The organism is Chelativorans intermedius, from assembly GCF_025398255.1.
Taxonomy (GTDB): Bacteria; Pseudomonadota; Alphaproteobacteria; order Rhizobiales; family Rhizobiaceae; genus Chelativorans; species Chelativorans intermedius.
In genome coordinates this window covers 1-13,216 of record NZ_JAODNW010000015.1, presented here as the reverse complement: position 1 = coordinate 13,216, position 13,216 = coordinate 1, and the positions used below count along the sequence as shown (strand labels likewise).

At 67.2% G+C, this 13,216-nt stretch carries 14 protein-coding genes and 1 pseudogene; 3 read left to right on the top strand and 12 right to left on the bottom strand.

The features are described from left to right. Window positions 1-32: 32 nt before the first annotated feature. Both NYR58_RS11840 and NYR58_RS11835 read right to left on the bottom strand, forming a co-directional pair. Complete coding sequence (locus tag NYR58_RS11840) at window positions 33-290, bottom strand: BQ00720 family protein (RefSeq protein WP_261520989.1); 258 nt, start codon at window positions 288-290, stop codon at window positions 33-35. 86 nt (window positions 291-376) lie between these two features. Continuing rightward, window positions 377-802, bottom strand: coding sequence for an Hsp20 family protein (locus tag NYR58_RS11835; protein ID WP_261520988.1), 426 nt, complete (start codon window positions 800-802; stop codon window positions 377-379). A gap of 113 nt (window positions 803-915) precedes the next feature. Between NYR58_RS11835 and NYR58_RS11830 the strand changes: the two genes are divergently transcribed. After that, a complete protein-coding gene (locus tag NYR58_RS11830) occupies window positions 916-1,857 on the top strand; it encodes a nucleoside hydrolase (protein WP_261520987.1) in 942 nt (313 codons plus the stop codon). 247 nt (window positions 1,858-2,104) lie between these two features. Here the strand turns inward: NYR58_RS11830 and NYR58_RS11825 are convergent, their stop codons facing one another. From NYR58_RS11825 to NYR58_RS11815, 3 genes are all read right to left on the bottom strand, one after another. Further along, window positions 2,105-3,013 carry a ribokinase gene (locus tag NYR58_RS11825; RefSeq protein ID WP_261520986.1) on the bottom strand — a complete coding sequence of 303 codons (909 nt, stop codon included), beginning with the start codon at window positions 3,011-3,013 and terminating at the stop codon, window positions 2,105-2,107. Window positions 3,014-3,061: 48 nt separating this feature from the next. After that, entirely contained in the window at window positions 3,062-3,964 is a 903-nt protein-coding gene (locus NYR58_RS11820) for a methylated-DNA--[protein]-cysteine S-methyltransferase (protein ID WP_261520985.1), read from the bottom strand. 64 nt (window positions 3,965-4,028) lie between these two features. Next, the gene (locus NYR58_RS11815) at window positions 4,029-4,514 is read right to left on the bottom strand and encodes a DUF2244 domain-containing protein (protein ID WP_261520984.1); all 486 of its coding nucleotides are present in this window, start codon (window positions 4,512-4,514) and stop codon (window positions 4,029-4,031) included. Between the two features lie 21 nt (window positions 4,515-4,535). Between NYR58_RS11815 and nth the strand changes: the two genes are divergently transcribed. Next, on the top strand, window positions 4,536-5,267 hold the full coding sequence (gene nth / locus NYR58_RS11810) for an endonuclease III (RefSeq protein WP_261520983.1): 732 nt from the start codon (window positions 4,536-4,538) through the stop codon (window positions 5,265-5,267). 73 nt (window positions 5,268-5,340) lie between these two features. Here nth and NYR58_RS11805 read toward each other — a convergent pair whose 3' ends face one another. From NYR58_RS11805 to NYR58_RS11790, 4 genes are read right to left on the bottom strand one after another with little or no spacing between them, the layout of a single operon-like run. Continuing rightward, the gene (locus NYR58_RS11805; RefSeq protein ID WP_261520982.1) at window positions 5,341-6,732 is read right to left on the bottom strand and encodes a cytochrome P450; all 1,392 of its coding nucleotides are present in this window, start codon (window positions 6,730-6,732) and stop codon (window positions 5,341-5,343) included. A 48-nt stretch (window positions 6,733-6,780) separates the two neighbouring features. Then, window positions 6,781-7,188 carry a Fur family transcriptional regulator gene (locus tag NYR58_RS11800; protein ID WP_261520981.1) on the bottom strand — a complete coding sequence of 136 codons (408 nt, stop codon included), beginning with the start codon at window positions 7,186-7,188 and terminating at the stop codon, window positions 6,781-6,783. Continuing rightward, window positions 7,185-8,003 (bottom strand): zinc ABC transporter permease subunit ZnuB, encoded by an 819-nt coding sequence (gene znuB / locus NYR58_RS11795; protein WP_261520978.1) that lies wholly within the window; start codon window positions 8,001-8,003, stop codon window positions 7,185-7,187. The genes NYR58_RS11800 and znuB overlap by 4 nt, the downstream gene beginning before the upstream one ends. After that, window positions 7,993-8,820: an ATP-binding cassette domain-containing protein gene (locus NYR58_RS11790; RefSeq protein WP_261520977.1), complete on the bottom strand. Its 828-nt coding sequence runs from the start codon at window positions 8,818-8,820 to the stop codon at window positions 7,993-7,995. Before NYR58_RS11790 ends, znuB begins: the two co-directional genes overlap by 11 nt. Window positions 8,821-8,939: 119 nt before the next feature. Between NYR58_RS11790 and znuA the strand changes: the two genes are divergently transcribed. Beyond that, window positions 8,940-9,965, top strand: a complete 1,026-nt coding sequence (gene znuA / locus NYR58_RS11785; RefSeq protein ID WP_261521182.1) for a zinc ABC transporter substrate-binding protein ZnuA — start codon at window positions 8,940-8,942, stop codon at window positions 9,963-9,965. Between the two features lie 59 nt (window positions 9,966-10,024). Here the strand turns inward: znuA and NYR58_RS11780 are convergent, their stop codons facing one another. The 3 genes and pseudogenes from NYR58_RS11780 to NYR58_RS11770 all read right to left on the bottom strand — a co-directional run. Beyond that, window positions 10,025-11,020 (bottom strand): type II secretion system F family protein, encoded by a 996-nt coding sequence (locus tag NYR58_RS11780; protein ID WP_261520976.1) that lies wholly within the window; start codon window positions 11,018-11,020, stop codon window positions 10,025-10,027. A 4-nt stretch (window positions 11,021-11,024) separates the two neighbouring features. Then, entirely contained in the window at window positions 11,025-12,038 is a 1,014-nt protein-coding gene (locus NYR58_RS11775) for a type II secretion system F family protein (protein WP_261520975.1), read from the bottom strand. Continuing rightward, window positions 12,038-13,111: pseudogene (locus NYR58_RS11770) on the bottom strand (CpaF family protein); the annotation flags it as partial. The pseudogene NYR58_RS11770 and the gene NYR58_RS11775, both read right to left, overlap by 1 nt. Between the last annotated feature and the right edge of the window lie 105 nt (window positions 13,112-13,216).

Genomic DNA, 13,216 nt, shown 5'->3' with positions numbered 1-13,216 from the left:
GGGAAACGCCGGGCGCTGCCGGCTCTGCGCCTTCAGTGCAGGCTGACCGTCTGAAGGTCGTTCTGGAAGGCCCCGGCCAGCGCCGCGTCGCGCCCCTCGGCCAGCAGGATGGGCTGGCCATTGGCGGCAAACAGCGCCCAAAGCCTCAGGCCAGGCGCCATCTCGGGCACGCCGGGAAACTTCGCCTTCAGCTCGGCGGCGTCCATCTCGCGCATATAGGCAACGGCACCCTGTCCGATATGGGCCAGCTGCTGCGGGGTAATGGTGATCTTGTTGTCGTTTGCAGTCATGTCAGCCTCCTATCCGGCGGGCCGCCCTGCGGCCGACCACGCCCAAGAGCCTTTATTCCGGTGAAAGCCGGCCATTCCTCAAGGCCTCAGTCCTTCACCGTGATGTTGATTTTCTGCACCAGCCGCTCCGGCTCGGGCCTGTCCAGGTCGATGGACAGAAGCCCGTTCTTGAGCTCGGCACCCAGCACCCGCATGCCGTCGGCCAGCACGAAAACGCGCTGGAACTGCCTGGCAGCAATGCCGCGATGCAGATACTCGCGCTCCGCCTCGTCGTTCTGGCGGCCGCGCACCACGAGCTGGTTTTCCTCGGTGGTCACTTCGAGGTCCTGCTCTGCAAAGCCGGCCACGGCCAGCGTGATGCGCAGACGCTCGCTGCGCCCCTCAGCATTGCGAATACGCTCGATGTTGTAGGGTGGATAGCTGTCGCTCGACTTGGCGATCCGCTCGAGCGTCTTTTCCATGCTGTCGAACCCCAGGAGAAGCGGGCTCGAAAAGGGCGTCATGCGCGTCATCTGTTCCTGTCCTCAAAGAGCGACGTGGACAAGCAAAAACCCGAATGGCGTTTTTGCCGATGCCCCTGATATGGTTGATCGTAATGGAAGAATCAAGAAGCAGCGGAGGCTCCGTGGCACAGGCGCGAAAGATCATCATCGACACCGATCCCGGCCAGGACGATGCGGTGGCCATTCTTCTGGCGCTGGCAAGCCCGGAGCTTGAGGTGCTGGGCATCACGGCAGTGGCCGGCAATGTGCCGCTGGCGCTGACGGAGAAGAATGCGCGCAAGGTATGCGAGCTGGCCTGCCGGCCGGATGTTCGGGTATTTGCCGGCGCGAAGCGGCCGCTGGTGCGCGATCTGGTCACCGCCGAGCATGTGCACGGCAAGACCGGGCTCGACGGGCCGGAGCTGCCGGAGCCGCGCATGGCTCTGGACGGGCGTCACGCGGTGGATTTCCTGGTCGAGACGCTGATGGCCCATGCCCCGGGCGAAATCACCCTGTGTACGCTGGGTCCGCTCACCAACATCGCGCTCGCCCTGCTGCGCGAGCCGGAAATTGCGCCGCGCGTCAGGGAGATCGTCATGATGGGCGGCGGCTTCTTCGAGGGCGGCAACGTCACGCCCGCCGCCGAGTTCAACATCTATGTCGATCCGCACGCCGCCGATGTCGTCTTCCGCTCGGGCATTCCCATCGTGGTGATGCCGCTCGACGTCACGCACAAGGCGCTGACGACGGCGGTCCGCGTGGCCGCCATCCGCAAGCTGGGCACGCCGGTGGCCGTTGCCACGGCGCAGATGCTGGAGTTCTTCGAGCGTTTCGACGAGCAGAAATACGGATCCGACGGCGGCCCCCTGCACGACCCGTGCGTGATCGCCTATCTCATCGAGCCCGGCCTTTTTGGCGGGCGGCGCTGCAATGTGAGCGTCGAGACGGCCTCGGAGCTGACCATGGGCATGACGGTTGTCGACTGGTGGGGCGTCACCGAGCGGCCGAAGAACGCCCTCGTCATGCGCGACATCGACGATGACGGCTTCTTTGCATTGCTGACCGCGCGGCTGGGCCGGCTCTGACCCGCCTTCCTCGCGGCTGGCGCAACACCGGCGGAACCGCGCGGGGACAGATTCGGCGCCCATAGCGCATTTTGCTGCCAGATGGAATCATCTGGCGTCGCACAAATGCGGCAAAAACAAATAGATGAACCGGTCTAGGATCTTCCTCCCCGCCCGCACCGCCACCCCCTTCGGGTCGGTTCTCGAAGGCAGGTGTGAGCCTGCGGCAGGCGGGAGCCCGGGCTGCCTGCCGAAAGGCGGGCAGGTGTCAGGGAGCGGCCTTTGCCAGCGCGGCATCCACCGCGGCGCGCTCGGGGATGGCCGGCTGGGCACCGGGCTTCAGGCAGGCAAGTGCGCCCGCCGCGGCCGCCATGGCGCAAGCCTCTTCGAGGGTCCGCCCCTCGGCAAGTCCGGCTGCCAGATAGCCGCAGAACGTGTCGCCGGCGCCCACCGTGTCAACCGGGGTGATGGCCAGCGAGGGCACACGCAGAAAGCGTTCCTGCGTGGCGGCCACGACCCCCCGTGCGCCCAGCGTCACGACGATGGTGCGGCCCGTTGCCTGGGCAAAGGCGCGCATGCGCGCCTCGCGATCGGTCCCGCCGAGCGCCAGCGCTTCGGCATAACGGTCGAACTCCGTCTCGTTGGCGATCACATAGTCGGCAAGCGACAGAAACGTCGCTGCCTCGCGGTGAAAGGGCGCCGTGTTGAGCAGCGAGATGGCCCCCGCCGCACGCGCCGCCTCAAGCGCGGTCTTCACCGCGGCAAGCGGCACCTCGTGCTGCAGAAGAACGAACTCGCCGGCCCTGAAGGCGGCCTGCGCGGCGTCCTGCGGCGTCACCTGCCCGTTGGCGCCGGGGATGACGGCGATCACGTTCTCGCCCTTGCCATCGACCAGAATCATCGCCGTGCCGGTGGCCGTGTCGCAGGTCTTCACCGCGGAGAGGTTCACCCCGCCTTCGCGCAGCAGCGCGAGCGCCTCTTGCGCGAAGGCGTCGCGGCCCACCGCGCCCACCATGCGCACGCAGCCGCCGGCCCGCGCGGCCGCCAGCGCCTGGTTGGCTCCCTTGCCGCCCGGCGCCGTGGAGAAGGCGTCCCCCGGCACGGTCTCGCCCGGTTGCGGCAGCCTCTCCACGCGCGCGATGAGATCGAGATTGATGGAACCGAGAATGGTGATCATGCGGGTCTGGCCTCCGGCGACTGCGCGCTGGAAGCTACCCGCTTTGGCTCAAAGGTCAATCGCCGCTCGGGCGCGGGCCTGAAGCTGGCCTGCCTCCCAGCCGAGAATGGCGCGCTTGCGCGTCAGCCCCCAGTGATAACCCGTCAGCGCGCCGGACTTGCCGAGGGCGCGGTGGCAGGGCACCACGAAGGAAAGCGGGTTGGCGCCGATGGCGGCACCCACGGCGCGGGCCGCCTCCGGCCGGCCGATCGCTGCGGCGATGTCGCAATAGGCGCGCGCCCGCCCCATGGGGATCTTCAGCAGCGCCTCCCACACGCGCACCTGGAAGTCGGTGCCGATGAGGACGATGCGCAGCGGCTCCTCGGCGCGCCAGCGCGCCGGCTCGAAGATGCGCGCCGCATAGGGCTGGGTGGCGGAGACATCCTCCACATAGAGGGCGTTCGGCCAGCGCGAGCGCATGTCGGCAAAGGCTGCCTGCTCCTCGCCCGGATCTGCAAAGGCCAGGCCCGCCAGTCCCCGCTCCGTCACCATGACCAGCGCAATGCCGAAGGGAGAGAGGTGATAGCCGTAGCGGATGGTCAGCCCCGCGCCGCGCGCCTTGTATTCGCCGGGCGAGATCGCCTCGTGGGTGACGAAGAGATCGTGCAGCCGGCCAGGGCCGGACATGCCGAGCTCCAGCGCCGTTTCGAGAAGCGGCATGCCGGAATCGAGCAGCCTGCGGGCATGGTCGAGCGTTACCGCCTGCAGGAAGGTCTTGGGCGACAGCCCGGCCCACCGGGTGAACAGCTTCTGCAGCCCGGTGGGCGTTTCGCCCACCTCCTCCGCCAGCGTCTCCAGCGAGGGCTGCTCGCGGTAGTCGAGGCTGATCTTCTCGATCACGCGGCGCACGATGTCGTAATCGCATCCGGTGGGTGTGATGTCACGTTGAAGGATGGCGGGTTCTGCGTTCATGGCATTGTCTCCTTGAACGCCTGTATGCGGCGAAGGCGTCTTCCGCTCCACCCGATTCTTGCGTTCACCGTCCCTTGGCCGTGGCAAGCGCCTGACCGAAGGCCCGGGCAAAGCTTTCCCGCTCCTCGGGGCTGAGGAAGCTGCCGAGGCTGACGCGCCTCTCGCGCATCTCCACCATCATGCCGGTGATGCCGATCTCGGTGTGCCGGTCGACGCGAAAGCGAGTCCAGAAAGGGTTGAAGCTGTATTCCTCGGCACGGCCGGACGGCGGCACCTTGCGGATGTCGAGGCTGAGCCGCGACAGCGACACTTCCTCGCGGGCCCGCGCCGCGCGGTAGTTGATGCGGAAGGCGATGTAGATGGCCACCACGTCGAGGCCGAAGAAGCCGAAGACGGGCCACGCCCCGATGCTGAGGAACATGGCGCCGAAGGTGAGCCAGACGAGCAGCAGCGCCGCCATGAGGATGGCAAAGCCCCGCTGCCCCATTGAACGGTGGGGAACGAGGAGCGCCTTGAAGAAAGGCTGGTCGGCGGCATTTTTTTCCTGCATCGCCCGAATTATAGAGAAGGCATGCAAAAGCCCAAGACCGAAAATGCCGCAGCCCGCAAGTCCGTAGCGGACGCACCCCTGACCGCCTACAGCCCGGAGGAAATCGGCGAGATCTTTCGCCGTTTCCGCCTCCAGCGGCCGCAGCCGAAGGGAGAGCTCGAACACGTCAACCCCTTCACGCTGCTGGTCGCGGTGGTGTTGTCCGCACAGGCCACGGATGCCGGGGTGAACAGGGCCACGCGCCCGCTCTTCAAGGTCGCGGACACGCCACAGAAGATGCTGGCGCTTGGGGAGGAGAAGCTCGGGCAATATATCCGCACCATCGGGCTGTGGCGCAACAAGGCGAAGAACGTGATCGCCCTTTGCGAGGCGCTCATCCGCGATCATGGCGGCCAGGTTCCGGGCGACCGCGAGGCGCTGACGAAGCTGCCCGGCGTGGGGCGCAAGACGGCCAATGTGGTGCTGAACATGGCCTTCGGACAGCCCACCATGGCGGTCGACACCCACATCTTCCGCATCGCCAACCGCACGGGGCTTGCCCCCGGCAGGACGCCGGAGGCGGTGGAAAAGGCGCTCCTCGCCGTCATCCCGCCGCAGTTCCTGCGCCACGCCCATCATTGGCTCATCCTGCACGGGCGCTATGTGTGCAAGGCACGCAAGCCCGATTGCGCCGCCTGCGTGATCGCCGACATCTGCAAGGCGCCGGAGAAGACCACAAACGTGCCCGCCCCGCCGGTGCCGGTCGAGGCGTGAGAACGGACGGGCCCGCAATGCGGCAGAGGCGCCGCGGCGCCTCTGTGCGCGCCGCTCGACGCGCGAGCCGTCTTCAGCGCCGTTCCACCCGCATGGGCAGCCCGCCCTGTGGCTGGGTGGTCAGTTTCTGAACCGGCCAGGGCCTGGTCTCGGGCAGAAGCTCGAAGCGATAGCGCGACATGAGAACGGCCATGGCGATCATCGCCTCCTGCATGGCGAAGCTGGCGCCGATGCACACGCGCGGACCGGCGCCAAAGGGCAGGTACTGGAAGCGGCCGATCTTCTCGCGGTTTTCCGGGTGGAAGCGGGAAGGGCGGTAGGCCTCCGGGTCGTCCCACAGCTTGCGGTGGCGGTGCACCGTCCAGGGCATCACCAGCACCTGGGTGCCGCGCGGAATTTCGAGATCCGCGAAGGAATCGTCCGCCATCGCCTCGCGGTTGATGGAGGGGGCAGGCGGATAGAGCCGCATCGCCTCCTCGAAGGCGGCGCGGGCGCGCGGCATGAGATCGAGCCATTTCACCGGGTCGGGCTCGCCGGCCAGCACGGCGTCGATCTCCGCCTCGATCTCCGCGCGCTCCTGCGGCAGGTTGGCAAGGCAATAGAAGGTCCAGCCGAGCGCCCGGGCCGTCGTCTCGTGGCCGGCGCCGATGAAGGTGATGATGTTGTCTTCGATCTCCTGGCGGGAAAGTCCCTCCGCCCCCTCGGCCCTGAGAAGCAGGGTGAGGAAGTCCTCCGGCGCTGCGGCCTCCCGTGCCAGCTTCTCCTTGCGCATCTCCATGGTGCGCGCGACGATGTCGCGGAAGAAGGCGAGCGAGTTGCGGCCCAGGATTCGGGTGATGCGCGGCAGCCAGTCGGGCGCGCCCAGAAGGTCGAGCGGGTCGACGCGGCCCATGGTCTCGAACAGGCGGTCCACCTGATGGGCGAAGCTGTCCGGATCGCCGGCGATCTCGCCCGAGAACAGCGTCTCGGCGAGGATGTCGAAGGTCAGCATCGTCATGTCGCGCGACACGTCGGTCACGCCGCCGATCCTGTCTTCGTAGCGCGCGGCGAAGGCTTTGGCCTGGCGCAGCATCGGCCCGGCGAAGCCGGCAATGTGGCGCGGCGTGAAGACCGGCGCCATGGCTTTGCGGGAGCGGCGCCACACCTCGCCCTCGGCCGTCAGCAACCCGTCGCGCAGGATGGGGCGCAGGATCTTCTGGCGCACCCGTGCCATCTTGTAGTTCTTCGCATTGTCCACCAGCACATGCCGGATGAGGCCCGGATCGTTGGCGATGAGAAGCGGGCCGCCGATGCCGCCGGTGATCGAGATCCAGGGTTCGTTGTAGGAGGGCTCGCCCCACAGTTCCAGCGGATTGCGGTAGACGATGCGCATCATGGCAAGCGTCGAGGGTGGCTTCTGCCGCGGGCTCGGCGCCGGCGGGCGGAAGGAGGCAGGGGAGGTGGCGGTGTCGCTCGGCGTGTCCATCGGCTGTCAAAGCTACGCCCTGCTGCGCGGCTGCGCAATCACCGCGCCTCAGCCGGCGCCCCTGGCCGTGCAGTCGGCGCACTCGCCGCTGATCTCGATGGTCGTCTTGGCCGGCTTGAAGCGGTGCGCGCGCACCCATTCGTTGAGCCGCTCCTCGACCGCCGCATCGGAAAACTCGTCGACGCGGCCGCAATGGCTGCAGATGGCGAAGGCGATGGTTTCGTGCCGGTGGCCATGCGGCTGGCAGCAGGCGACGAAGGCGTTGATGCTCTCCAGCCGGTGGACGAGGCCGAACTGCTGGAGCTTCTCCAGCGCGCGATAGACCTGCAGCGGTGCGCGGAAGCCGTCGTCGCGCAGCCGGTCGAGGATGCCATAGGCGCTCAAGGGCCCCTCGGCCCTGTCGAGCGCCTTGAGAACCAGGGTCTGGTTCCGGGTGAGTTCGGGATGGGCGGTCATGGCGTCCTGCCCGCCTCGCGGCCGGCCTGCCGTGCGGGAAGGCGCAGGAGGCTCAGGAGAAACAGGATGAGGGCCACAACCACGATGGAGGGGCCCGACGGCGTGTCGAAATTGAGCGAGGCGGAAAGTCCGCCTGCCACCGCCAGCACGCCGGCCAGCGCGGCGGCCACGGCCATGCCCTCCGGCGTGGCGGCGAAGCGGCGGCCAGCCGCCGCCGGAATGATGAGCAGCGAGGTGATGAGGAGGATTCCGACGATCTTCATCGCGATGGCGATGACGGCCGCCATCAGAAGCATGAAGACAAAGCGTGCGCGCTCGGGGCGCAGGCCCTCCGCCTCGGCAATCTCGGTATTGACGGTGGCCGCCAGCAATGGCCGCCACAGCCAGGCAAGCACCGCGAGCACCAGCGCCCCGCCGCCATAGATCATGGCGATGTCGAGGCGCGACACGGCAAGGATGTCGCCGAAGAGAAAGCCCATGAGGTCGATTCTGATCCAGCTCATGAAGGCGACCATAACCAGCCCCAGCGCCAATGTGGAGTGGGAGAGGATTCCGAGCAGCGCATCCGTCGACAGCGAGCCACGGCTCTGCAGGAACAGAAGCGCCAGGGAGGCCAGCGTGGCGACGATGAAGACACCGGCCATCAGGTTGATCTGGAACAGGAAGGCAAGGGCGACGCCGAGCAGCGCCGAATGGGCCATGGTGTCGCCGAAATAGGCCATGCGCCGCCACACCACGAAGCAGCCGAGCGGTCCGGCCGTCAGCGCCAGGCCGATGCCGGCGACCATGGCGCGGGTGAAGAAATCATCGAGCATCGTGGCGTTCTCCCGCGTGGTCGTGATCGTGCCCGCAGCGCTCGGCGATCGTGCCGTCGGCCAGCCGCACCCGCCCGTCCGCCAGGTGCGTGTGGTCGTGATGGTGGTTGTAGATGGCCAGGGTCTCGCCCGCCCGCGCGCCGAAGAGCTGCGCATATTCGGGGCTCCTGAGCACGCTTTCCGGCGTGCCGCGGCAGCAAACATGGCCGTTGAGGCAGATCACCGTGTCGGTCTCGGCCATGACGACATGCAGGTCGTGCGAGATCAGGAGGATGCCGCAGCCCGTGCGCTCGCGGATGTCGCGGATGAGCTGGTAGAGCGCGATCTCGCCGGAAAAGTCCACCCCCTGCACCGGCTCGTCGAGCACCAGAAGATCCGGCTTTCGCACCAGGGCGCGGGCAAGCAGGGCGCGCTGGAACTCGCCGCCCGAAAGTGTCTGCACCTCCGCCGCGGCCAGATGCGGAATGCCCACCGCCTCCAGCGCCGCCGCGACTTCCGCGCGGGGCAGCGGGCCGGTGAGCCGCATCAGCCGTTCCACGCTGAGCGGCAGCGTCCAGTCCACCGTCACCTTCTGCGGCACATAGCCGACCTTCAGCCCGGGTGCCCGCCGCACCTCGCCCTCGTCGGGTGCGATCACGCCGATGGCCGTCTTCACCGTGGTGCTCTTGCCGGAGCCGTTGGGGCCGATGAGCGTGACGATCTCGCCGCGCCGCACGGCAAGGTCCACCCCGCGCACCAGCCAGCGCCCGGCGCGGCGCACACCGGCATTCCTCATCTCGACCAGCGTCTCGCCGCTTCTTTCCGTCGCCTGCAACATCGTCTCTCGCACCTTCTTGCCATTGCATATGGCACACGTTATAGCGTTACGCAATCGACATGTAATGTCATAACATTCAGACGCATTCCGTTGACCGAACCGTGAGGGCAGACCGCATGATGAAGAAACTCCGCTTGTTCCTTTCCGCCTCGGCGCTGGCCGTGATCTCCCTTGCTGCCCCGGCCACGGCGAAGGAGGGGGTCGTCGCCTCGATCAAGCCCATCCATTCCCTGGTGGCGGCGGTGATGCAGGGGGTGGGCGAGCCGCAGCTTCTGGTGAAGGGCGCCGATTCGCCGCATGTCTATTCGATGCGCCCTTCCGAGGCGCGCATGCTGGAGGAGGCAAGGCTCGTCTTCTGGGTGGGCCCCGGCCTGGAGGTCTTCCTCGAGAAGCCGCTGCAATCGCTGGCCGGCGACGCCACGGTGGTGGAGCTTGCGCAAACGCCCGGCCTCACCCTGCTCGCCCCGCGCGAGGGCGGCGCCTTCGAGGCACACGCCCATGGAGAGGAAGAGCATCACGCTGGCGTGGATGAGGGGCACGATCACCACGACCATGACCATGAGCACGAGCACGAGACCGGGCATGAGGGCGCCCCTCACGACGGGCACGAGGATCACGCCCATGGCGAGGCCGACATGCATCTGTGGCTCGATCCTGAAAATGCGCGGCGCATGACGGCCCGGATCGCCGAGGCGCTGGCCGAGGCAGACCCGCAGAACGCCGTGGCCTATGCGCAGAACGCCGCCGCGCTCGACCGCCGTTTCGACGCGCTGATCGCCGAGACGAAGAAGAAGCTGGCGGCCGTCAGCGGCAAGCCCTTTGTGGTCTTCCACGATGCCTATCACTATTTCGAGCGCCGCTTCGATATTCCAGCCGCCGGTTCCATCACCGTCAACCCGGACACCCAGCCCGGCGCGCGCCGGCTTGGCGAGATCCGCGACAAGATCGTCGAGCTGGGGGCGGTCTGCGTGTTCAGCGAGCCCCAGTTCGAGCCGAAGGTCGTCCAGGTGGTGACGGAAGGCACCGATGCCCGCGCCGGCGTGCTCGATCCGCTTGGCGCCGGCATCGAGGACGGGCCGGAGCTCTACTTCACGCTTGTCGGCAACATGGCGGACGCGCTTTCCGACTGCCTGTCCGGGGCGTGAGGCGAGGGCGCGGGGCTCGTTCGACCCCCTGACGGGCCCCGCCCCGACAGCGAGCATGGCTAGTTGACGAGCCCGTTCTGGGAGAGCTGGATGCCGGCGGGGCCGAGAATGATGGCGAACAGGACCGGCAGGAAGAACAGGATCATCGGCACCGTCAGCTTCGGCGGCAGGGCGGCGGCTTTCTTCTCCGCCGCGGTCATGCGCGCCTCGCGGCTTTCCTCCGCCAGCACGCGCAGGGCCTGGGCCACGGGCGTGCCGTAGCGTTCGGCCTGGATGAGCGCCTGGGCGACGCTTTTCACCGATTCGAGCCCCGTTCGCGCGGCCAGATTCTCATAGGCCTGCTTGCGCTCCTGCAGGAAGGACAGCTCGGCATTGGTGAGCACGAACTCCTCTGCCAGCGCCACCGACTGGCCGCCGATCTCCTGGGAAACCCGGTGGAAGGCGGCTTCCACCGACATGCCGGACTCAACGCAGATCAGGAGAAGGTCGAGCGCGTCGGGCCAGGCCATCTGGATGGACTGCCTGCGCTTGGTGGCCTTGTTGGAAACGTAGAGCACCGGCGCATAGAAGCCGGCATAGCCGGCCAGGATGCACACGAAGGCCCGGATGAACAGCGGCTGGCCGGCAAGGGCACCCAGCACGAAGATGTAGAAACCGGCAAGCGCCATGCCGGCGAACGGCAGCACGAGGCGGAAGAACAGGAACTTCGTCAGCGGTCCCTGGCCGCGATAGCCGGCTGCCCGGAGCTTGGCGAGCGTCGCCTCGTCGGCAAGCGCGCGGCGCAGGTCGAGCCGCTCGACGATGCTGCGCATGGGAGAGGAATCGTTCTGGCGCAGGCTGCCGCGGCGTCTCGCCTCTGCTTCCGCCGCCAGCCGGGCGCGCTGGCGGGCGCGCAATTCCTCGCGCTCCAGCGCCACCGACTTCATGCGCGCGCGCAGATTGTCGCCGCCCGTCACCGGCAGGAGCGTGAAGACCGTGGCGAAGACGGCGATGGAGACCAGCAGCGCCAGGACGAAGCCCGGGTCGGTCAGCGTGCCGACGAGTGTGTCCGCCATCGCCCTATACCTCGAAATTCATCATCTGGCGCATCACGAAGATGCCGATGCTCATCCAGAGGGCCGAGACACCCAGGATGAGATTGCCGACGCTGGTGGTGAACAGCGGCATGATGTAGCTGGGGCTCGTCAGATAGACGAGGAAGGCGACGATGATGGGCAGCGCGCCGATGATCACGGCGGAGGCTTTCGCCTCCATGGACAGCGCCTGCACCTTTGCCTTCATCTTTCTGCGGTTGCGCAGCACGCGCGACAGATTGCCCAGCGCCTCCGAAAGGTTGCCGCCCGCCTGGGACTGGATCTGGATGACGATGCCGAAGAAACTCGCCTCCGGGCAGGGCATGGTTTCGCTCATGCGCATGGCCGCTTCGGCCATGGGCAGGCCGAGCTGCTGCGATTCCACGATGCGGCGGAACTCGGTGCGCACCGGCTCCTGGGCCTCCGCCGCGATCATGCGCACCGCGTCGTTGAGCGGCAGGCCCGACTTGACGGCGCGCACGATGACATCGAGCGCGTTGGGAAACTCGTTGAGAAAGGCCTTGACGCGGCGCTTGCGCAGATAGGCGACGATCCACCGGGGCAGGCCGAAGACACCCGCCAGGAGAGCACCCGGCAGAGCCAGCAGCGGCGCCCCCAGCAGAAAGGCCCCAAGCGTGAGCACAACGCCGCTCAGCCCTGAGAGCAGGTAGAAGCGCTTAACGCTCATTTCCAGCCCGGCCTGGCGCAGGCGCAGCTTCAGCGGCGGGCGCGTGGTGTAGCGGTCGCGGTCCTTCTGCTTCTCTTCCAGCTCCTTCAGCGACTCCTGCACCGACTTGCGCCGCTTGGCGGCTTCTGCCAGGCGGTCGCGCGATGCCTTGGCGGCGCTGCGGTCGGTTTCCGCCTTCTTCACCGACTCCAGCCGGCGACCCGCCTTCTTCTCGTTGGCGATGGTGTTGAACATGAAAGCATAGGCGAGCGCGGCAGCGCTGCCACCCGCCAGCAGCATGAAGGCCAGCATGGTGGCGTCCAGCCCGAACATCAGCTCGTCGCCTTTTCCATGGCCTCGAGGGCAGCGGCCAGGCGCGCCTCCTCGCCATAGTAGCGGGCGCGCTCCCAGAAGGCGGGCCGAGCGATGCCGGTGGCCACGTGACGCCCCACGATGCGCCCGGACGCATCCTCCCCCTGAATATCGTAGCGCACCAGATCCTGCGTGATGATGACATCGCCTTCCATGCCCACCACCTCGGTGATGTGGGTGATGCGGCGAGAGCCGTCGCGCAGGCGCGCCGCCTGCACGATGACGTCCACGGAGCCGACGATGATCTCGCGCACCGTCCTCTGCGGCAGGGAGAAGCCGCCCATGGCGACCATGGACTCTATGCGGTTCAGGCACTCGCGCGGGCTGTTGGCGTGGATGGTGCCCATGGAACCGTCGTGGCCGGTGTTCATGGCCTGCAGAAGATCGAACACCTCCGGGCCGCGCACCTCGCCGACGATGATGCGTTCGGGCCGCATGCGCAGGCAGTTCTTCACCAGGTCGCGCATCGTCACCTCGCCCTCGCCTTCGAGGTTGGGCGGGCGCGTTTCCAGCCGCACGACATGCGGCTGCTGCAGTTGCAGCTCGGCCGAATCCTCGCAGGTGATGATGCGCTCGTCGCGGTCGATATAGTGGGTCAGGCAGTTGAGCAGCGTCGTCTTGCCCGAGCCCGTGCCGCCGGAGATGACGACGTTGCAGCGCACGCGGCCGATGATCTTCAGCACCTCTGCGCCTTCCGGCGATATGGAGCCATAGCGCACGAGCTGGTCGAGCGTCAGCTTGTCCTTCTTGAACTTGCGGATGGTCAGCGACGCTCCGTCGATGGCGAGCGGCGGGGCGATCACGTTGACGCGCGAGCCGTCGGGAAGGCGGGCGTCGCAGATGGGGCTCGATTCGTCGACACGCCGGCCCACCTGGCTGACGATGCGCTGGCAGATGTTGAGAAGCTGCTGGTTGTCGCGGAAGCGGATGTTGGTCTGTTCGACCTTGCCGTTGACCTCGATATAGACGTTCTTCGCGCCGTTCACCATGATGTCGGCGATGTCGTCGCGCGCCAGAAGCGGTGACCTGCCCCCAAGAAACTGGGCCATTCAAAAGGAGAGTTTGTTCTCTTAATGTTCGAAGCAACAAGGAGAACAGACGATGCGCAAATCACGTTTCACCGAAGAACAGATTGTCGG